This window comes from Paucibacter sp. PLA-PC-4 (genome assembly GCF_026241155.1).
In the GTDB taxonomy this organism is placed as follows: domain Bacteria; phylum Pseudomonadota; class Gammaproteobacteria; order Burkholderiales; family Burkholderiaceae_C; genus Roseateles_E.
In genome coordinates this window covers 100,920-121,693 of record NZ_JAPFGP010000012.1, presented here as the reverse complement: position 1 = coordinate 121,693, position 20,774 = coordinate 100,920, and the positions used below count along the sequence as shown (strand labels likewise).

16 protein-coding genes are annotated in these 20,774 nt (G+C 66.9%); 4 read left to right on the top strand and 12 right to left on the bottom strand.

What is annotated here, in order from left to right; translation table 11 throughout:
- Window positions 1-27 precede the first annotated feature (27 nt).
- Complete coding sequence (locus OOZ63_RS18650; protein ID WP_266007101.1) at window positions 28-618, top strand: ANTAR domain-containing response regulator; 591 nt, start codon at window positions 28-30, stop codon at window positions 616-618.
- Window positions 619-622: 4 nt separating this feature from the next.
- Here the strand turns inward: OOZ63_RS18650 and OOZ63_RS18645 are convergent, their stop codons facing one another.
- Complete coding sequence (locus OOZ63_RS18645) at window positions 623-2,317, bottom strand: sensor histidine kinase (RefSeq protein WP_266007100.1); 1,695 nt, start codon at window positions 2,315-2,317, stop codon at window positions 623-625.
- Between the two features lie 192 nt (window positions 2,318-2,509).
- Here OOZ63_RS18645 and OOZ63_RS18640 point away from each other — a divergent pair, with 192 nt between their 5' ends.
- Genes OOZ63_RS18640 through OOZ63_RS18630 form a run of 3 tightly spaced genes read left to right on the top strand, consistent with a single transcriptional unit; the run spans window position 2,510 to window position 9,047 of the window.
- Window positions 2,510-4,906 carry a PAS domain-containing hybrid sensor histidine kinase/response regulator gene (locus OOZ63_RS18640; protein ID WP_266007099.1) on the top strand — a complete coding sequence of 799 codons (2,397 nt, stop codon included), beginning with the start codon at window positions 2,510-2,512 and terminating at the stop codon, window positions 4,904-4,906.
- 8 nt (window positions 4,907-4,914) lie between these two features.
- Window positions 4,915-7,152 carry a putative bifunctional diguanylate cyclase/phosphodiesterase gene (locus tag OOZ63_RS18635; RefSeq protein ID WP_266007098.1) on the top strand — a complete coding sequence of 746 codons (2,238 nt, stop codon included), beginning with the start codon at window positions 4,915-4,917 and terminating at the stop codon, window positions 7,150-7,152.
- A 14-nt stretch (window positions 7,153-7,166) separates the two neighbouring features.
- Window positions 7,167-9,047: a GGDEF domain-containing protein gene (locus OOZ63_RS18630; protein ID WP_266007097.1), complete on the top strand. Its 1,881-nt coding sequence runs from the start codon at window positions 7,167-7,169 to the stop codon at window positions 9,045-9,047.
- A gap of 40 nt (window positions 9,048-9,087) precedes the next feature.
- Here OOZ63_RS18630 and OOZ63_RS18625 read toward each other — a convergent pair whose 3' ends face one another.
- The 11 genes from OOZ63_RS18625 to motB all read right to left on the bottom strand — a co-directional run bounded on the left by OOZ63_RS18625 (window position 9,088) and on the right by motB (window position 20,764).
- The gene (locus tag OOZ63_RS18625) at window positions 9,088-9,705 is read right to left on the bottom strand and encodes a class I SAM-dependent methyltransferase (RefSeq protein ID WP_266007096.1); all 618 of its coding nucleotides are present in this window, start codon (window positions 9,703-9,705) and stop codon (window positions 9,088-9,090) included.
- Window positions 9,706-10,330: 625 nt separating this feature from the next.
- Entirely contained in the window at window positions 10,331-10,573 is a 243-nt protein-coding gene (locus OOZ63_RS18620; RefSeq protein ID WP_266007095.1) for an AbrB/MazE/SpoVT family DNA-binding domain-containing protein, read from the bottom strand.
- A gap of 142 nt (window positions 10,574-10,715) precedes the next feature.
- Complete coding sequence (locus OOZ63_RS18615) at window positions 10,716-12,065, bottom strand: methyl-accepting chemotaxis protein (protein ID WP_266007094.1); 1,350 nt, start codon at window positions 12,063-12,065, stop codon at window positions 10,716-10,718.
- 65 nt (window positions 12,066-12,130) lie between these two features.
- The gene (locus OOZ63_RS18610) at window positions 12,131-12,844 is read right to left on the bottom strand and encodes an RNA polymerase sigma factor FliA (protein ID WP_137943276.1); all 714 of its coding nucleotides are present in this window, start codon (window positions 12,842-12,844) and stop codon (window positions 12,131-12,133) included.
- A 19-nt stretch (window positions 12,845-12,863) separates the two neighbouring features.
- Window positions 12,864-13,667: a MinD/ParA family ATP-binding protein gene (locus OOZ63_RS18605; RefSeq protein ID WP_266007093.1), complete on the bottom strand. Its 804-nt coding sequence runs from the start codon at window positions 13,665-13,667 to the stop codon at window positions 12,864-12,866.
- 10 nt (window positions 13,668-13,677) lie between these two features.
- Window positions 13,678-15,288, bottom strand: coding sequence for a flagellar biosynthesis protein FlhF (gene flhF / locus OOZ63_RS18600; RefSeq protein ID WP_266007092.1), 1,611 nt, complete (start codon window positions 15,286-15,288; stop codon window positions 13,678-13,680).
- Window positions 15,285-17,378 (bottom strand): flagellar biosynthesis protein FlhA, encoded by a 2,094-nt coding sequence (flhA, locus tag OOZ63_RS18595; protein ID WP_416234759.1) that lies wholly within the window; start codon window positions 17,376-17,378, stop codon window positions 15,285-15,287. Before flhA ends, flhF begins: the two co-directional genes overlap by 4 nt.
- 8 nt (window positions 17,379-17,386) lie before the next feature.
- Window positions 17,387-18,562 carry an EscU/YscU/HrcU family type III secretion system export apparatus switch protein gene (locus OOZ63_RS18590; protein ID WP_266007090.1) on the bottom strand — a complete coding sequence of 392 codons (1,176 nt, stop codon included), beginning with the start codon at window positions 18,560-18,562 and terminating at the stop codon, window positions 17,387-17,389.
- Window positions 18,563-18,740: 178 nt separating this feature from the next.
- On the bottom strand, window positions 18,741-19,376 hold the full coding sequence (locus tag OOZ63_RS18585) for a protein phosphatase CheZ (protein ID WP_266007089.1): 636 nt from the start codon (window positions 19,374-19,376) through the stop codon (window positions 18,741-18,743).
- A gap of 15 nt (window positions 19,377-19,391) precedes the next feature.
- Window positions 19,392-19,784 (bottom strand): chemotaxis response regulator CheY, encoded by a 393-nt coding sequence (gene cheY / locus OOZ63_RS18580; RefSeq protein ID WP_137943282.1) that lies wholly within the window; start codon window positions 19,782-19,784, stop codon window positions 19,392-19,394.
- 26 nt (window positions 19,785-19,810) lie between these two features.
- A complete protein-coding gene (motB, locus tag OOZ63_RS18575; protein ID WP_266007088.1) occupies window positions 19,811-20,764 on the bottom strand; it encodes a flagellar motor protein MotB in 954 nt (317 codons plus the stop codon).
- Window positions 20,765-20,774: the final 10 nt, after the last annotated feature.

The window sequence follows — 20,774 nt, the reverse complement described above, 5'->3', positions numbered from 1 at the left end:
GCCATGCGCGGGCGGGGGGACTTCCTGGTGAGTTCGAAGGGCAAGATTCTTGTGGTCGACGATGACCGGCTGGTGCTGGCCACCCTGACCCATGGCCTGGCGCAGGCTGGCTACGACGTCATCGATGCCGACAACGGCGATGACGCCATCCTGCTGGCCCGTGAGCACCGCCCGGACCTGGCCCTGCTGGACATTCGCATGGAAGGCATGAGCGGCTTCGATGTCGCAGCCTATCTGCGCGAGTACCTGCAGCTGCCCTTCATGTTCCTGTCCGCCTTTGCCGACGAAGAGACGGTGGCCAAGGTCAAGGCGCTCGGCGCGGTGGCCTATCTCGTGAAGCCGCTGGACATTCATCAAATCGTCCCAGCCGTAGAGGCCGCGTTCGCGAACCGGCCCGAGCGCAGCGCCGCGCCACTGCGTCCGCTGCTGCCGCTCGAGTCGGTGCTGGATCAGGTCGTACCGCTGGCGGTAGGCGTTCTGATGCACCGCTACTCGCTGTCGCGCCAGGAGGCGCTGGCACGCCTACAGAAGCTGGCCGACTCGGAAGGCCGCGCGCTGGCCGACTCGGCGCTGCGCCTGATCGAGGCGGTCGAGCTGCTGGCACTGCCCGGCCGCTGAGCCCTCAGCGTGCCAGCGTGAAGTAAAAGCGCGCGCCCTGACCCACCTCGGACTCGGCCCAGATCTCGCCGCCATGGCGATGCACGATGCGGCGTACTGAGGCCAAGCCGACACCGGTTCCCTGAAAATCGCTGGCGCTGTGCAGACGCTGGAACACGCCGAACAGGCGCTCGGCGAAACGCATATCGAAGCCGGCGCCGTTGTCGGCCACCATATAGACCAGCTCGCCGCCCTGCTGCTGGCGCTCGAAGCTGATCTCGGTGTGCTCGCATTTGCCGCTGTACTTCCAGGCATTGCTGAGCAGGTTCTCCAGGACCATGCGCAGCAGGGTCGGATCGCCCTGCACCAGCAGATCGGGCTGAATGCGCACCAACGCGCGGCGCTCCGGCGCGGCCCGGCGCAGCTCCTCAACCACCAGCCCGGCGAGCTGCGACAGATTGACCGGCTGACGCTGCAGCGGCTGAGCCGCCAGCTGAGTCAGCGACAGCAGCGCATCGATCATGCTGTTCATGCGGGTGGCTGCCCCCATCACGCGGTCCAGATGGTCGTTGCCGATGCGGTCCAGCAGGCGGCCGTAGTCCTCCTTGAGGATGCGGGCAAAGCCCTCGACCACCCGCAGCGGCGCGCGCAGATCATGCGAGACCGTGTAGCTGAACGACTCATGCTCGGCCCGCGCGACCTCGGCCGCCTCTGCCGCCAAGGTGGCCGGCACCGTGTCCAGCGAGCCCTGCGGCCACAAGCTCAGCAGGCTCATGCCGGGATGACCTGGCACCGGCGACAGGCACAGCCACCAGGATCCGCAGGCCAGGCCGGTGGCCGCGCCTGGCGCCAACGCGGTCTCGCGGATTTCGGCCGGCAGGGCGTCCAGACAGGCCAGCCAGGGCTGGCCTCGCAGTTGCTCGGCCGGCCGCCCCATCAACTGCGCCGCCGCCGCATTCAGGTCCGCCAGTTGCGGGCTCTGGCCGGACGGTCCGCGCAGCAGCCAGGCCGGGCCCGGCAGCGACTGGATCCAGCCGGTATCAAACGGCTCGCGCGGCGCCGGCGCGGCGAGCAGGCCGGCAGCCTGCTGGCCCTGAACCACCGGCAAGGCCTGTGGCGATCCCACTGGCCTTGCCGTGCCGATATGCCCGGCAAATCGGCCCTGCCCGTCCAGACAGACCTGGGCCCGCAAGAGCCAGCGGCCCGAAAACTGTGCCGCCGCGCCGCTCTCCAGGCGTGCGCAGACCTCAACATCATTGAACGATGCCTCCTCCTGCAGACGCTGCAGCAGGCTGGCATGGCCCTCGCCATCGGTCAGCGCGAAACGCTCCCACAGGGTTTCGGTCGCCGCCGCACCCACCCAGCTGGACGCCGGCGCCGCCTGCGGCGCGCGCCAGCGCACCAGATGATGCTGCGCATCGGTCTGCCACTGCCAGTCGCTTTGCAGCTGCGAGAGCAGTTGGGCATGGGTGCGCGCCTCGCGCAGAGCCTCGCCCAGGCGCTGGCGGGTCAGGCGCACGCCGATATGCCAGCCCATGGCCGCCACCGTTAGTAGCAGCAGCCCCAGGGCCAGCGCGCCGCCGAGGAGCAGCCAGGACTGGCCATAGCTAGACGCGTCAGGCCAGGCCAGCCAGGCCAGCAGCAGCAGCGCCGCCAGCGCGGCGGCACCCATCCACGGCCAGCGGCGCGAGGCGGATCGAGCGTCACTGAGGCTGTTCATTCGATGCATTGTATGTAGGCGCCCGAGGGGCAAGATCGCCACCAAACAACACTCAAGTACGCCCGCCCCGGGTCGATATCCGAAGCAGGATCTTCAAAAGTCGAGCCTCGCCCCGCGCTGCTCCCGACACTAGCGCGCCACCGATGACAGCCAGCATGAAACCGCCCCCGTCGCCATCCTCGCCGCCCCGCCATGAGCCTGCTTGAGGCCGACACCGACGACGCCGACGCACAACCGGGCTGGCCCTCGCTGCTGCCGTCCAGCGATGTCCAGGCCCTGACCGACCAGCTGCCAGTCGGTCTGCTCGTGCTGGAGACCGGCCATGGCCGGCTGTTGCACATCAACCGCGAGGCCGAGCGCCTGCTGGGACTGCGGCGCGGCCAGGTGCTGGGGCGCCCCGCCGTGCAGGCGCTGCCGACTGCGCTGGCCGAGCTGTGCCAGGCCGCGCGCTGGCGCGCGCTGGAGAACGGCCACCACGCACCACGCGAGGGCCTGCGCCTGAACACACCGCTGGGTCCGCGCTGGCTGCAGTTGCAGCGCAGCCTGATCGCCTGGTCGGGGCTGCGCCGGCCGGCCGGCGTGCTGAGCCTGCAGGACGGCAGCCAGCAGCGCCAGCTCGAACGCGCGCTTCAGGAGAGCGACACGCGCTTTCGCGAGGTCACCGAGGCAGTCAGCGAATGCCTGTTCGTCACGACGCCAGACTGGGACCGGCTGCATTTCAGCTCGCCGCTGCTGCTGGACCTACTTGGGCTCAGCACGGTGGACCTGAGCCAGGGTCCGCGGCTGTTCGAGCCACGCATCCACCCCGCGGACCGGCCGCTGTATGCGCGCCGCCTGCTGGCCCAGGCCCAAGGCGAGGCCAGCGATATGGTCCTACGCATCCAGCATCCGGCCAAGGGCCTGCGCTGGCTGAGGCTGCGCTGCCGCCCGCAGCGCCATCCGAACGGCCAGGATCTGGTCTACGGCATCCTGGCTGACATCACCGATGAGCACCAGCGGCATCGCGAGCTGGCCCAGGCGCGCGATCAGGCCGAGGCTGCCAGCCTGGCCAAGAGCGAGTTCATGGCCAATATGAGTCATGAAATTCGCACGCCACTCAACGGCATGCTGGGCATGACCGAGTTGCTGCTAGGCACCGAGCTGAGGCCGGCCCAGCGCGTGTATGCCGATGCGGCCCTGCGCTCGGGCCAAGATCTGCTGCGCCTGGTCGACGGCGTGCTGGACTTCGCCAGTGCCCAGGCCGGCCGACTCGACATCGACAGCCTGCCCTTTGACCCGGCCCAACTGACAAGCGACTGCCTGTCGCCCTTCGAGGCGCAGGCTCGGGCCAAGGGCCTGCAGCTGAGTCTCGACGAACCGGCCGGGCTGCCGGCACTGGTGCTGGGCGATGCCGGTCGGATCCGCCAGGTGCTCGACGAGCTACTGCTCAACGCGCTCAAGTTCACCAGCAGCGGCTGGGTGACGCTGGGCCTAGCGATAAAGGAGGGTCGACTGTGCTGGAGCGTCAGCGACTCCGGCGTCGGCATGAGTGCGGCCGCGCTGCCAGCCATGCTCAAGCCCTTCACCCAGGCCGATGCCAGCCTGGCCCGCGCGCACGGCGGCACCGGCCTGGGTCTGGCGATGGCCGCCGAGCTGGCCCGGCTGATGGGGGCCGACCTGCTGGCCGACAGCAGCCCCGGCCTGGGCTCGCGCTTCACGCTAAGCCTGCCACTGCGACTCCCGCCGGACTCCAGCGGCCGACCCGGCGCGCTGGTGCTGGTGGTTGAGGACAACCCGGTCAATCAGCAGGTCAGCGCCGAGATGCTGGCTCGCCTGGGCTGCCGGGTGCAAGTCTGCGCCGACGCAGCCAGCGGCCTGCAAGCTTTGTGCGAACAGCAATTCGACCTGGTGATGATGGACATCCACATGCCCGGCATGGACGGCATGCAGGCCCTGAGCCTGTTCAGGCTCGGGGCCAGCGAGAATCACAAGTTCGCCAGTCCGCCCGCCACCCCGGTGGTCGCGGTCACTGCCAATGCACTCGAAGGCGATGAGCAGAAGCTGCGCCACCATGGTTTTGATGACTATTTGCCCAAACCGTTCCGACTCGGCCAGCTGCAGGACATGCTGGTCCGCCGTCTCCCGCCTGACAATAGAGTCCAGCAGGACGCCGCGCCGACCGAGCCCAAGGACCCACTGATGCCGCGCGATGGAAGCACCATGTCAACTCAGAGCCCCGCCACTCCCGCCACGCCCATCCTCGACCCGCAGGCCATTGCCCGCCTGCGTGAGCTCGACCCCGGCGGCGGCAACAAGCTACTCGAACGGGTCATCGCCGCCTTTCTGAAGTCGCTGGAGCGGCTGCTGCCTGAACTCGGCCAGGCGCGAGCCAACGGCGGCCTCGATCTGGCGGCGGTCCGCCATGTCACGCACACCCTAAAATCATCTTCGGCCAGTCTCGGGGCGCTCAAGCTCTCCAAGCTCTGTGCCGATATCGAAACCATGGCGCGCAACGGTCAAACAGAAGGTTTGGACATCTTGCTGGACGGCATGCATGATGAAGTGGCGCGTGTGCGTGGGGCCTTGAACGAGTTATTGGCGAACCCTTGATGAATGCCGTGAGTCAAAACCTGGATGATGACCTGCCCGAGCAGCCGCGCGTGCTGCTCGTGGATGATGACGAGGTCAATCTCTTGCTGACCGCCATCGCCCTGCGCGAGCGCGGCTTTGACATCACCGAGGCCACCAGCGGCGAAGAAGCTCTGCGCATGATGGCCGAATGGAGCCCCGACGTGATCGTGCTCGACGCGATGATGCCCGAGCTCGACGGCTTTGAAACCTGCCGCCGCCTGCGCGAGATGCCGGGCTTCGAGTCGACGCCGGTGCTGATGCTGACCGGTCTGGACGACGAGGCCTCCATCAACCGCGCCTACCAAGTCGGCGCCACGGACTTCTTCGTCAAGTCGCCGCAGTGGAGCCTGCTGGCCGGGCGCCTGCGCTATCTCTTGCGCAGCTCTCGTACCCGCATCGAGCTGGAGCGCAGCAAGGCGCGGCTGGCGCGCGCGCAAGACCTGGCACGTATGGGCAGCTTTGAGTGGCACCGGGGCTCGGGCGGGTTTATGCTGGCGGCCGAGGCGCTGCGGGTGTTCGGCCTGGGCAACCACGAGGCGCTGGACTTCATCGGCGCGATGCGCATGGTGCCACGCGAGGAGCGCAAGCTCTTCCTGCATCTGCTGCGCGATGTAATCGCGCACAACTCGGTGCTAGTGACCGACCTGTCGGTGACCCTGCTGGACGGGCGCCAACGCGTCATCCATATCGAGGCCGAGCCCGAGTTCAACGAGCATGGCAATGCCAGCGGCTATACCGGCGTGTTGCAGGATGTGACAGACCGCCGCATGGCCGAGGACCGGATCCGCCAGCTCGCTAATTTCGACGCGCTGACCGGCCTGCCTAACCGTCGCCAGTTGATCTGGCGCACCGAGCGCGCGATCGAGCAGGCGCGCCGCATGGGCCACGAGGTGGGCCTGCTGCTGATCGATCTGGACCGCTTCAAGGTCATCAACGATACGCTGGGCCATGCCGCCGGCGACGAGTTGCTGATCGAGGTCGGCCGGCGACTGCGCGGCTGCGTGCGCCACTCCGACCAAGTCATCGAGGGCATGCTGGAGTCGGTCGGCGGGCGCTCGCACCGCACGCTGGAGGCCGTCGGTCGCCTAGGCGGCGACGAGTTCGTGGCCTTGCTGCCCGAGGTGGTCGACGAGCGCGATGCCGAGCGAGTCGCGCAGCGGGTGCTGGAGGCGTTGCGCGAACCAATCTTCATCGCCGGCCAGGAGTGCTTTGTCACCGCCAGCGTCGGCATCGCGATCTACCCGCGCGACGGCCTGACGATGGCTGATCTGTTGCGCAATTCCGACGTCGCTATGTATGCGGTCAAGAGCCAGGGCCGTAATGCCTCGGCCCTCTACACGCCCCAGCTCTCGGGCCGCGGCCGCGAGAACTTAGAGCTAGAGAGCGCACTGCACAAGGCCATCGAGCGCGGCGAGCTGGTGCTGCACTACCAGCCCAAGATCGATGTGAGAGCGGCCCGCATGGTCGGTGCCGAGGCGCTGATGCGCTGGCAGCGCGGTAATGTGCTGGTACCGCCGGGTGATTTCATCCCGCTTGCCGAGGAGACTGGGCTGATCGTGCCGCTGTCTGAATGGGCGCTGCGCGAGGCGGCCCGCCAGGCCAAGGTTTGGCAGCTGAATTTTGGCTTCTCGGACTCGATCGCGGTGAACCTACCGAACCGGCTGTTCGAGCGCTCGGACCTGGTCGAGCACATCCACCAGTGCGTCAGCGCCTACGGCATCCCGCACCGTGCGATCCAGCTGGAGATCACTGAGACCGGGTTGATGAAGGATCTGCAGAACGTGATCCCGGCCCTGCACCGGCTCAATGAGGTCGGCGTCGAGATCTCTATTGACGACTTCGGCACCGGCTATTCTTCGCTGGCCTATCTGACCACGCTGCCGATCTCTGAGGTCAAGATCGACCGCAGCTTTGTGCGCGATTTGGGCATCACGCCGCAAAGCTCGGCCGTGGTCACAGCCATCATCGCGCTGGCTCGCTCGCTGGGCCTGCGAGTGATTGCTGAGGGCGTCGAGACGCTGCGCCAGATGGAGGTGCTGCACCGCTTGGGCTGCTCGGTGATGCAGGGCTTTCTGTTCAGCAAGCCGCTGCCGCCCGATGATCTGGAGCGCTGGCTGGCCCAGACCGTGCTGCCGCGCAAGGCGCCCTGGATCGCCCAAGCCAGCGCCGAGTTCGGCGCCGAGGCCCAGGCCGCCGCGCGGCCAACCGGCGGCCTGCTGCGCTGACCGAGCCGCCCGCCATGGACGAGCGACGCCCGACCCCACCGCGCGCGGCCAGCACCCTGCCACCGGCCCAGGTGGCCAAGGCAGCGCTGCATCGACTGGCGCTGTCCAAGCAGGAACCGACACCAGAGAACTATGCGGCCGCCTATGCCGCCGAGTCGGGTGCCGGACCGGCACCAGCCGAGGCCCTGCCCGAACGGGTGCAGGCCTTGATGAACAAGCTGATGTCCATCGGCGTGGCCGATGCACAGAGCCGGCTGGACATCAACAAACTCCTGCGCGAGTCGCGCTGGGACGAGGCCCTGCGCAGGCTGGAGAAGCTGCAGCAAAGCGATGGGCCCGGCGCCCAGGCCGAGGCCATGGCCGCGCTCATGGAGCGTATGGTGCGCGGCCTTGAGCGCGGAGGCCGGCAATGGACCGTGGCGCGCAAGAAGGATGGGCTGCAGCGGGTGTTGAGCAGCAACCGCAGCGACCCGCAGCGCCTGCTCGCGCGCTTGCAGCAGTTGGTGCGCAGTTGGGACTCCGATGTCGCCGACGCCAATGTCGACACCCAGTTCGATGCCGGGGACGAGGAAGAACCGGGCGGCACGCCCAGCCAGTTCTTCACCGACAGCGAGTTCGGCACCGATCTGGACGGCGCAGCAGCGCCGCCCGCGCCCGCAGGCAACAACAGTGCCGCGCTGCAGGCCTGGGGCGCGATCGGCGGCAGTCTGCAGGGCACGGTCGAGCACGCGCTGCGCCTGCCCGATGCCGACGACGCGATGATCGCCGAGCTGCTGGGGCAGCTGCAGGCCGCGCAGCTGGAGCTCAGCATCCATGGTGCCGACGCCCCGCGCGCCGAGGCGATGGAGGCGCTATGCGTGCGCGCACGCCGCCTGCTGGACCACCGCCACCATGTCTTCGGTGCGCTTGGCGGCCTGTGTCGCGAGCTCAGCGCCAGCCTGGTGGAGCTGGCCGAGGACGACTCCTGGGCCCATGGCCAGTGCGAGGCGATGAACAATACGCTGGAGCTGGGCCTGTCGGCGCGCGGAGTGCGCTCGGTGGCCGAGATGCTCAGCGGCACGCGCGAGCGCCAGCGGGCGCTGCGCGAGGAACGCGGTCGGGCCCGCGACTCGCTGAAGTCGCTGATCCACAAGATGCTGGCCGAGCTCGGCGAGCTGGGCGAGCATACCGACCGCTTCCAGCACAGTGTGGGCCGCTATGCCGATGTGATAGAGAAGGCCGACAGCCTGGAGAGTCTAGCCGGCGTGGTGCGCGAGATGGTGGAGGAAAGCCGCAGCGTGCAGTCTCTGGTGCAGCAGACCCAGGCGCGGCTGAGCGCCGAGCACGACAAGGCCAGCAGCCTCAGCAAGCGAGTCAACGAGCTGGAGAGCGAACTCAAGCGCCTGTCCGACGAGGTCCAGACCGACCAACTGACCCAGATCGCCAACCGCCGCGGCCTGATCGCCGCCTTCACCGTTGAGCAGGCCAAGCTGGAGCGCCAGTCCGATCAGCAACCCAGCCAGCTGGCCCTGGCGCTGCTGGACATCGACAACTTCAAGAAGCTCAACGACTCGCTGGGCCACGCCGCCGGCGACACCGCTCTGAAGTCACTGGCCGAGCGCGTCTCGGCCTCATTGCGCCCCGGCGATATGGTGGCCCGTTACGGCGGCGAGGAATTCGTGCTGATGCTGCCCAACACCCCGCTGGACGAAGCTCAAGCAGTGCTGACCCGGCTGCAACGTGCGCTGTCGATGGCGCTGTTCATGCACGAAGGCAAGGACGTCTTCGTCACCTTCTCCGCCGGCGTCACCCCTTACCGCCCCGGCGAAACCCTCGAAGCCGCACTCGACCGCGCCGATGTGGCGCTGTATGAGGCAAAGCACACGGGGAAGAACAAGGCGTGTGTGGCGCCCTAAGTGCCCCCCAGAAGCTCGATGGCCCCAGCGAGGGCCCCGGTCAGCAGGCCTTTGCCGCGCGCCTCTGCGCAATGACATAGACATGGGCCTGCGGGTGCTGGTCGTACTCGAAGTGCCGCAAGGCGCAGCCGCCCTCCTGCAAGAGGCTCAGTATGCGGGGCACGCCCAGCGTGGCCGTGTACATGGGTACGCCCATGTGTGCGTCGAGGCGCTCATCCGGGACTTCCAGCCCGCCGGCACTGAAGAGCAGCACGCCACCCGGCGCCAAAGCCGCGCACAGCTTGAGCAGCACGCCCGCTTGCCGCGCCAGCGGCACATGCCACATGCTGTCCCAGGCGCTGATCAGCGCGTACTGCCGACTTGCCTGCCAATCGCAGACATCGGCCTGGTACAGAGCGATGGTCGGAAGGGTGGCGCGCAGCAGGCGCAGCATCTCTGGTGAAAGATCCAGCCCCTCGACGGCAGCGAAGCCCTGCGACTGCAGCAACGCCAGAAAGCGGCCATTGCCGCCGCAGCCCACATCGAGCGCACCATCCCGCTCCACCGTGAAGCCGATGGCGCGCAGCAAAGGCTGGATGCCGTCAGCCCGGTCGAGGTCAGGACGGGTCCAGCGATCAGCGATTCGGCAGTAGCTCGCGGCGACTTGTGAAGGTTCCATGGGGTTGGTAGCGTAACAGTGCGCCGGAGCGGGGGACCGCAGCGACCCGCCGCAGCAGTCTTGTTTGCCCGCCGACGACACACCCCGGCGCTCGTCTGAGGAGCCGATCACCAGCGCAAGGCGCTGCCCGCGAGCGATACGCAAGCCATGGGTCTTGAGCAGGTCAACAGCCCTACCCTCAACATGCGCTGTTGCGCAACGCACCACCTAGCGCGGAGCCAGACCGGTGCGGTCGTTGAAGATGCGGCGGTAGCGGCGGCTGGCGGGGCATCTGTGCGGCCTCAGCTTCGGGGCGGGCCACGCAGTGCCACGGGCTTGATTTTCAGTCTCCGGGCATTGCGGCTCCGGACCTTGTCCAGGGTCGCCATCTGCTTGGCATCCGCAGCCTCGGCGCAAGCCAGATGCAGGGCATCGCAGGCACGCAATGCGCTCGCCGCATCAAGCACCAATTGGCCGCGCGATGGAAGTTGGCGGGCTCGACCGGAAGCAGTCTGAGGTCGGCAGCGACCAGGCGTTCGAAGCGTGCCCAGGCCCCCTGCGCCTGCTGCGAATCGATGGCGCCGGTGCGCTGCTTGTTACCGAGGGCGCTGGTGAACTCCGGGATGCACCAGGCAGCGGCGAGGAGTTAGCTCTTTTCGCGGGCGTACCAGTCGGCGACGGGCTCGCTCATGCGCATGGCACTGCGGGCTTCGGTCAGTTCGGGCGCGAATGCCTTACGACTGCACTGCGCTGGCCGAATGGACAGACTGCCATCGACGGTGAGTTGCGTTTCCACCGTCGAGCCTTCGCGCAAGCCCAGCCGGCGCGCGACTTCGGAAGGGATCCGCAGCGCAAGGCTGTTAGCCCACTTGGCGACTTGCAGGTCCATGATGATGTATACCCTTTTCGAGGATACACACCCTACTCACTGATCGTCAGGCATCAAGGCCTGCGGCCGCATCCGCAAGATCACCATCGACGCACGGGCGCCGCAGCAGCGCGCACTGAAAGTACGCCCGGCGTCGCACCCCTCAAAAATTAAACGCCAACCTCAACCCCCCCCAATGCCGCCCCGCCACCGTGATCGGCGCGGCGACTTCCTTGAGGAGGACGAAGCGGCCGCCGCCCATGTCCCGGCGGTAGGTCTGCAGCAGGAAGGGGCGCTGGTTGCGGGCCGAGGCCAGGCCGGTGCGGTCGTTGAAGATACGGCGGTAGCGACTGTTGGCGGTGTTCCAGACCACGTCGCCACTGCGCTGCGGCTGGTTGTACTTCTTGTTGTGAGTGGCCACATAGCCGTTGCGGTCCACCGCGATGCAATACACAACCTTGTCGCTGAGGCTCAGCAGCCGCTCCTGCACCGCCGGAAACAGGCGGTCGGCCAGTTCGGTGAAGGGGGTCAGGTGTTGCGGCGGGTTGGTGCCGATGATCGGGCGGTAGTGCTCATCAAACAGCTGCTCGATGCGGATCGCGCCGGATGCCACCGCCTGCTCTAGCAGCGCGGCGATCTCGGCGGCGGCCTGCTGGGCGCCGCGGATCAGCGGTGAGTCGTCGACTTCGACGCCGGACTCGGCGATCTGCTCGATCAGCTCTTCTGACAGGCGCAGGAACCGCTCGCTACAGGCATAGGCCTTGCTCAGGCCGGCCACGGCCTGCTTGACTTCGGCCTCCAGCACGGCGGCGCGCTCGTTCAGGCTGGCCGTGGTGGCGCGGCTCTGCTCGGCAGAGGCCGAGATCAGGCCGACATCCTTCTCGACGGCGCCAAAGGCCGCATGAATGCTGCTCTTGCCGACGTCCGCGCCCTCGCTGGCCAGCTCGCGGCTGAAAGCGTCGATGCGCGCATCGAGCGCCGCGATTGAACCGATGATGGATTTGGAAGAAGACTCGACCCGGCCCGCCAGGTCCTTGACCGCATCGGCCACGACGCCGAAGCCGCGCCCGGCCTCGCCAGCGCGTTTGGCCTCGACCGAGGCATTGAAGGCCACAAGACGAGTCTGCAGCGCGATCTGGGTGATCTGGCCGGCCGCGTCCGAGACATCGCGTAGAGTCTGGACGATGCCGCCGACCTCGGCGCCGACACCGGCCAGCGCGCTGCGGGCGCGGCCGACCGCTTCGCGGGTCAGTCTGGTCGAGTCCCCGATGGCCTGCTGGGATTGCTGGACCTGCCCGAGCTGGCCGGCTAGGGCCTGCATAGCCTGCCCCTGGGCCTCGACGATCTTCTGGGTGTCTTCGAGCACGCCGCGCACCTCGGCCGCATCGCGGCCCAGGGTCGAGACCGAGCGAGACAGGCGCTTGACCACCTCAAGGCCAGTGCCGGGCGCGGCCGAGGCCGGGCCCGGCTCGGACGTTGCAGCGTCGGGGTGCCGACGCAACCAGTCGAACATGCTGAGTCCCCTCCGGCCGCATCGAGTGGCGGCCTGCCGTCTGCCGCTTGCTGCGGCGTTACTTATTACCAGTCGCGCAGCTTAACGCGCAAACGGGCAATCGACTGACTGTGCAGCTGGCAAACGCGCGACTCCGTGACCTTGAGCACGGCCGCGATCTCCTTGAGGTTCATGTCGTGCTCGTAGTACATGCTCATCACGAACTGCTCGCGCTCGGGCAGGTTCTTGATGGCCGCGACCAGGGCTTCGCGCATGCGATGGTCCTGCAGCAGGGCCACCGGGTTGTTGCTGTCGTCGACGACATGGCGGTCAAGATAGTCTTCGTCGCCCTCGTCGCCGCTCATGTCCTCCAGAAAGACCAGCTGGGTGCCACGCACCTTGCCGAGCAGCTCCTGATATTCGAGCAGGCTGATGCCCATCTCGACGGCGATCTCGCTTTCCTGCGGCGCCCGGCCGAGCTTTTGCTCCAGCTTGTGGACGGCACTTTCGATCGAGCGCTGCTGGCGGCGCGTGCCGCGGCTCATCCAGTCGCCGCCGCGCAGCTCGTCGAGCATGGCGCCGCGGATGCGCTGGGTGGCAAAGGTTTCGAACTGCACGCCCTGGCCGGTGTCGAAGCGGCTCAGCGCATCGGTCAGGCCGATCAGGCCGACCTGGATCAGATCATCCAGCTCCACATTGGCCGGCAGCTTGGCAATCATCTGATGCGCCAGGCGCCGCACCAGCGGGCTGTACTGCTTGATCAGAGAGGAGTTATCGAGTCGACCTTTGGCGGTGTACATCATTGGCTCCAGCGACTGTTCAAACGGCGGCCATGGCGGCACGCGCGCCGCGCAACATGGGCCGCAGCGGCAAGGTGTCCGCGGCGGATTCCAGCAACGCTCCGGGTGGAGCGGCCATCAGCAGCTCGCGCGCCAGATGGCGCAGCTCGGGCGCCATCGGCGCGCTAGCCGGCTGGCGCGGGTCCAGGCAGGCCCAGTCGCGCAGCACCGCGCCGAGAAAACCGTCTGCGCAACTGCTGATCTGCTGGGCGATGCGCTCGGCCAGGCGCAGCTGCGGCGGGCAGGCCAGCAGCAGGCTGTAGACCATCAGGCCGGCACGTTGGGTCAGCCATTTCATGCCGGCGTAGGCGTGGGTGACGCTTTGCGAATCCGTATCGGCCAGCAACACAGGACGCAGCTCGCGCTGGGCCACCATGCGAGCCAGCTCGGCCGCGCTGGCGTGCAGGATCACGACATCGGCAAAAGGCGCAGCGTCGGTAACCGCTTCGAGAAACTGGGCAGCAGAGCCATGAGCGTTGATATGGCGCAGTGGCAGGCCGCGAGCGGCCAGATAGGAGACCTGATCGGACAGGCGCTCGACGCAGGCGCCCAGATCCACCGCCGCCAGCTCGGCCGGCTGCGGCGAGAGCTCGCCGGCATCAACCACCAGCGTGTGAAGACCCAACTCGGCGAAGGCGGCGCACAGGCCTTCCAGCAGCGCGCCACCGTTGACCACATGGGGGTTGCTCAGCACCGGGATGAAGCGCACGCGCGAGGCCGCGAACAGACGGCGCAGGCCGTCGGCCTGGTCTTGCGGAGCGGTGTGGCGATAGGAGTTGCGCATGATGGGGGACTCAGTAAGCGCCAAAGGCGGCCGGACGGGCTGCCTGGGCGTTATTGGCAGCGGCCAGCGCTGGGCCTCCGGCGAAGATCAGGTTTACATCTGCGCTGTCGACGCGCCAGGCCGGGGCCGCGGCATTGCGCAGCGCGCGCTGCACCAGGGCCGGGGCCGACAGGCGGTGCCAGTCCTCGGGCACTCGCTGGCCGTTGGTCACGCCCAGCACCTTGAGCTTGTGGCGGATCAGCGTGTCCAGCGCCGGGGCCAGCTTGACTGCCTCGTCGATCTTGGACAGCACCACGCCCATGCACTCGCTGGCGCGCCAGGCCTGGGCCACGTCCTCGATGGTCTCGCCCTGCTGCGCGGCATTGAGCACCAGGATCTTGCGCAGACTGCGGTGCGACAGCATATCCAGCAGCTCGGTGGTGCGGCTGTCGCGCTGGGCCATGCCGGCCGTGTCGATCAGCACCATCTTCTTGCCCGCCAGCAGCTCCAGCAGGTCATCCAGCGAGGTGCGGTCATGGGCGGTGTGTACCGGCACGCCGAGGATGCGGCCATAGGCGCGCAGCTGCTCGTGGGCGCCGACGCGGTAGGCGTCCAAGGTGATCAGGCCTAGCTGTCCGGCCCCGTGGCGGGTCGCGAAGGCGGCGGCGATCTTGGCCGTGGTGGTGGTCTTGCCAACACCGGTGGAGCCGATCAGCGCAAACACGCCGCCCTGCTCTTCCAATGCCGGGTTCTGTTCGTCGGTCTGCAGATTGCGCGACAGCACATTGGCGGCCCAGCTGCTCTCGTCGGCTGTCTGCTGCTTGAAGTCGGCGGGCAGACCTTCGACCAGCTTGCGAGTCAGCGCTGGCGAGAAGCCAGCATCCAGCAGCTTCTGCGTCAGACGGGCTTGGGCCGGCTGACGCTGCAGCTTTTCCATGAAGGCCAGCGCGCCGAAGCGCTCCTCGATCAGACCCTTCATCGAGCGCAGCTCGTTCATCATGTCTTGCTGATCGCGGCGACTGGCACCGGAGCTGGCGGCCAGATCGGGCACGGCCGGAGCGCTGACGCGAATTTCGTCGCGCAGCACCGGCGGGCTGCGGCGCACGGGTGCGGGCGCAGGCTCGGGTTCCGGCTCGGGGCGACGCGGTGCAAGGGCTTGCAGCGCCGCCTGGGCGCGCTGCTGGCGGGCTGCCACCAGCGAGGCGACACCCTCGGGCGGCAACTCCGGCTCGGCCGGCGTCATATCCATGCTGGGTTCGGTGCGGCCGCCGTTGAGCTCCGCATGGCGGCGCTTGAGCATGCGCTCGCGCACATAGTCCTGGAAGGACAGAGTGCTCATCGCCAGCGCCTGCACATCGGCGTTGACGCCGGCGTCACCGAACAGCACCGGCGCCTGGCGCGCGGCGCGGTCACTCAGCGGGGCATCCTTGGGACGAGCCTGCACGCGACTGGGCGCGCTGACCTTGGGTGCCGTGGCGGCAACCTTTTCGATCTGCGACATGCCTTCGGGGGCCATCGCCAACACCTCGACGCCTTCCTTGCAAGGCTTGTTGGACAGCACGACGGCGTCATCGCCGAAGGCCTGGCGCACCAGGGCCATGGCCTCACGGGCGGAACGGGCGGTGAAGCGTTTGACGTTCATACAGTGCCTCCGATCACCGAGCCGATGCGGATCGAATGAGTTTCAGGAATTTCGCTATGGCCCAGCACCTTCAAGCGCGGTGCGGCGCGGCGCAGCAGGCGTGCCATCGGGGCGCGGATCAGGTCGGGCACCAGCAGACAGGCCGGCACGCCACGGTCCTCCTGGGCCTGCGCGGTTTCGGCGGCGCTGCGGGCCAGGGTATCGGCGACACCGGGATCCAGCGCGGCGCCGTGGGGGGAATTCAGGGCCTGCGTTACCAGGCGCTCCAACTCGGGCTCCAGCGCGATCACGTCCAGCTCTTTCACAGGACCATAGATCTGCTGCACGATCGCAGGGGCGATATGGGTGCGGATGCGGCGGGCCAGCTCGGCTGGGTCGGCGACGGTAGCGGCGTTCTCGGCGATGGACTCGACGATGGAGCGCATATCGCGGATGTGCACGCCCTCCTCCAGCAGCAGCTGGAGAACTCGTTGCAGGGATGAGATGCCGACCATCTTGGGTATCACGTCTTCGATCAGTTGCGGGGCTTGCTTGGTGAGGTGATCCACGAGTTGCTGGGTCTCCACTCGGCCCAGCAGCTTGGCCGCGTGGACTTGCATCAAGTGTGAAAGATGGGTGGCAATCACGGTCGAGCAATCAACCACGGTAAATCCCGCCATTTGAGCCATTTCGCGCTGGCGGTCCTCGATCCAGGTGGCCGGCAGGCCGAAGGCCGGATCCGTTGTCTGGGTACCGATCAGCTTCTGGCTGGCATGCCCCGGGTTGATCGCCAACCACATGCCCGGAAAAGCCTCCGCCTCGCCGACCACAGCGCCGCGCAGTGTCAGCCGGTACTGGCTGGGGCGCAGCTCCAGGTTGTCGCGGATATGTACCGGCGGCGGCAAAAAGCCAACATCCTGCGCAAACTTGCGTCGAACGCCCTTGATGCGGCTGAGCAGATCACCCTCGCGGTTCTTGTCCACCAGTGTGATCAGCCGGTAGCCGACCTCCAATCCCAGCGTGTCGATGGGCACCAGATCGTCCCAGCTGGCCTCGGCATTCGGTTCGGCGGCAGCCGCAGTGGCCGACGGTTTGGAGGCTGCGGCTGCGGCGGTCTTGGCCTGCTGCTGGTCACGGGTACGCAGCCACCAGGCCAAGTAGCCCAGGCCGCTGGCGATCAGCAGGAAAACCAGATGCGGCATCCCGGGGATCATGCCCAGCGCGCCGATCACGCCGGCCGTGACGGCTAGCGATTTGGCCGAGCCGAAGACCTGGCGGCCGATCTGGCTGCCGATGTCCTTCTCCGAGCCGACCCGCGACACCACCATTGCCGCCGCGACCGAGATCAGCAGCGCCGGGATCTGGGCCACCAGCGCATCGCCGACGGCCAGCAGTACATAGGAGTCGGCAGCCTGGCCGGCCGACAGGCCGTGCTGGGCCACACCGATGATGAAGCCGCCGATGATGTTGATGAAAAGGATCAGGATGCCGGCGATTGCATCGCCTCGCACGAATTTGCTCGCACCGTCCATCGAGCCGAAGAAGTCGGCCTCGTCGCCCAGCTCGGCGCGCCGGCGCTTGGCCTCGGCCTCGTTGATCAGGCCAGCGTTCAGGTCGGCGTCGACGGCCATCTGCTTGCCTGGCATGGCATCGAGAGTGAAGCGTGCGCCGACCTCGGCGATGCGCTCGGCTCCCTTGGTCACGACGATGAAATTGATCACCACCAGAATGGCGAACACAATCAGGCCGACCGCGAAATTGCCACCGATCAGGAAGTGGCCGAATGACTCGATCACCTTGCCGGCCGCGCCCGGGCCGGTATGGCCCTCCAGCAGCACGACCCGGGTCGAGGCCACGTTCAGCGACAGGCGCAGCAAGGTGGTCAGCAGCAGCACCGTCGGAAAGGCCGCGAAGTCCAGCGGCTTAATCATATTGGCGGCCACCATCATCACCATCACGGCCATCGCGATATTGAAGGTGAACAGCAGGTCCAGGATGAAGGGCGGCAGCGGCAGCACCATCATCGACAGGATCAGCAGCACCGCCATCGGCGCGCCCAGCGCCGCGACGATGCCGGCTCTCGGACCCAGCAGGGTTTGCAGTCGGGCCATCAGCGCATTCATTGCTCGTCGTCCTCAGGGGCGCCGCTGCGCTGGGCGCCGGGCTTGTTGTGGGGGTCGAGCTCAGGCGGCACGACCGGATCGGGCATGGCCGGCGCGATGCCGCGCCCAGCCAGGGCCGCACGCAGCTGGTACACATACGCCAGCACCTGGGCCACGGCGGCGAATAGCGCAGCCGGGATCTCGCGATCCAGTTCGGCATGGGCATACAGAGCGCGCGCCAGCATCGGCGATTGCAGCACCGGCACCTTGGCGTCTTTGGCCAGGTCGCGGATCTTCATCGCCAGCAGATCGGCGCCCTTGGCCACCACCTGAGGGGCGGCCATCTTGCCCTCTTCGTACTTGAGCGCGACCGCGTAGTGGGTCGGGTTCATCACGACCAGATCAGCCGTCGGCACGGCGGCCAGCATGCGGCGTTTGGCCATCTCGCGCATCTTGGCGCGCATGCGCGACTTCACTTCCTGGTTGCCCTCGAGTTCCTTGAACTCCTGCTTGACCTCTTCGCGCGACATCTTCAGTCGCTTCATATAGAGCTGGTATTGCAGCGGCACATCGATGACGGCGAACAGCGCCAGGCCCAGGCCAAGAAAAGCCAGGCCGCCCATCAGCTGATCGCCGGCATAGGCCAACGCCGCCGGCAGCGGAACCGACATGATGCCAACGTAGTTGGCAATGCGGTTCTTCATCACCAGGCCGGCGATCAGCGCCAGCACCAAGGCCAGCGCACAGGCCTTCAGTGCCTGGCCCAGGCCCTGCCACTGGAACAGGCGGGCAATGCCGGTCAGCGGATTGAGGTTGGAGAACTTCGGTGCGACGGCCTTCATCGTGAAGTTCCAGCCGCCCAGCGCAACGCTGCTGAGCACCGCGACCAAGCTCAGACACAAGCCCACGCCAAGGCTAAGCAGCAGCCCGCGCAGGCCGATGTCGAGAAAGCGCTCGGTCATCACACCGGGCTTGGCCAGCAGCTCCGCGTCAAAGCGCAGGCTGAAATCCATCAACTGCTGCAACCAAGCCACGCCCTCGGGCCCACCGGCCGCCAGCAGCGCACCGCCGGTCAGAATGACGGCGAAATGGCCCAGATCGCGCGAACGCGGCACTTGGCCCTCGGCCCGAGATCGTTGGATCTTCTTGGGCGAGGCCGGTAAGTTCTTGTCTTGTGCGTCTTGGTCGGCCATGGCAAATGAGGCGCTCCGATGAGCGCTATGCCATTGTTTGCCGCCAAGGCCCCAAACTTAAGCCGGATAAGAAGGGGGAAACCGGCAGTGATCCGGCCCAGAGAAAAGACAAACCCGCCTCTCAGGGCGGGTTCGGGCGGGTCGGGGCCGAGTAGAAGCAGGTCTGGCCGACTGCGGACTAAAAGCCGAGGCTGGCAAGCAGGTCGTCCACCTCGCCCTGATTGCTCACCACATCGGTACGCCCTTCCGGGTTCACGACCGGGCCCTGCAGGATGCTGGCGTCGACCTTCTCGCGCTGCTCGGGTGGCACCACCTGCACCAGCAACTTGACCAAGCTATCCTCCAAATCATTGGCCAGGGTCACGACCTTGGCCACCACCTGGCCGGTCAGATCGTGGAAATCCTGGGCCATCATGATGTCGGTCAGGTGCTGGTCGATATGGCCGGTCGAGGCCTCGACCTGCTTGACAAAGTTGAACACCGCGCCACTGGCGACCGCCTTGACCGGGTCGGCCGTGATGGCCTTGGCCATCGCATTGGCCGCTTCGGTGATGCGGGCGTGCTCGGCCTTGGCCTGGTCGACCGAATTCAGCACCTTGTTGGCGGCCTCGGCTGTCTTGCTGGCGATGTAGGTCAGGCGGCTGCGTGCATCGGGCAGGCCGTCGGTGGCGGTCTGCAGCTTCGGCATCACGCCCAGCTGCTGCATCGTGTCGTGCAGCACCCGGGTGATGGAGCCAAGCTGCTGGAACACCTCGGGCGAGACCATCAGCGGGTCGGTGCCACTGCCCAGTTTGGCGAGTTCTTCCATCTTCATGGTGATGTCCTCGCCTTAGGCCGCAGCGGCCAGTTTTTGCATGATCTTCTGGACTTTTTCTTCCAGCGTGGCCTTGGTGAAGGGCTTGACGATATAGCCCGCAGCACCGGTCTGGGCGGCCAGCACGATGTCTTCCTTGCGGGCCTCGGCCGTCACCATCAGCACCGGCAGATGTTTCAGGTTGGGATCTTCCTTGATGGCCTTCAGCAGCTCGAAGCCCGTCATATTGGGCATATTGATGTCGCTGACGACGAAGTCGTACTTGGCCTGCTTGAGCATGTTCAGGGCCTCGACCCCGTCCTCGGCTTCTTCGCAATTGTTGTAGCCGATCTCCTTAAGCAACCCGCGCACGATGCGGCGCATGGTGGAGAAATCGTCAACAACCAAGAATTTCATGTCAGTGCTCATGGCTTTCCTCGCAGGTCTAGAGGGTCTTATCGGCTTGTGGGGGCAGGACTTAAGGGCTGGCTGGCAAGGTTTTCAGGCGCTGCCACCGGCTCCTCATCTTCAATTTCGGGCAAATTCTTCAGCACCGCATCCTCGGCGTCACGGTTCATCACGATGATGCTGATGCGGCGGTTCGCAGGGCTGGCAGGGTCCTTGGCATCGAGTAGCTTGCTGGAGGCCAGGCCCTGAACCCTCAGCATGCGCGCCTCGGGCAGACCACCGGCCACCAGCTCGCGGCGCGAGGCGTTGGCACGGTCGCTCGAAAGCTCCCAATTGCTGTAGCCGCGATCCCCGGAAGAAAATGGCTGGGCATCAGTATGACCCTCCAGCGTCAGGCGATTCGGCACTTCGGTCAGAACCTCACCGAGTTCGCGCAGGAGTTCACGCATATACGGCTTCACGATCGCACTGCCGCTATCGAACATCGGACGGTTGCCCTCGTCGACGATCTGGATGCGCAGGCCTTCACGCGTCATATCCAGGCGAATCTGACCGCCCAGAGCGGCCAGGCGCGGGTTGTCGGCCAGCACTTCCTCGACCTTCGCCTTGAGCTGCTGCAGCCGGGTGCGCTCGGCCTTGCGCTGCTCTTCCTTGAGCGCGCGAAGATTGACGGCACGGCGCTGGGCCTCGACCTCGCCGGCCTTGACCTGGCCGGTCTGGCGCGTCAGATCCTGGCCGCCGCCGCGTATCACATGGGAGGAGTCGCCCGAGCCCGAACCGCCCAGCATCGCGACCTTCAGCGGCGATGAGAAGTAGTCGGAGATGCCCTTCTTGTCGCCCTCGGTGGTCGAGCCTAGCAGCCACATCAAGAGGAAGAAGGCCATCATGGCAGTCACGAAGTCAGCGTAGGCAATCTTCCAGGCGCCGCCATGCGAGGCGTGACCGCCCTTCTTGACGCGCTTGATGATGATGGGCTGGAGCTTTTTGGCGTCACCTGCCATGACCGTCTAC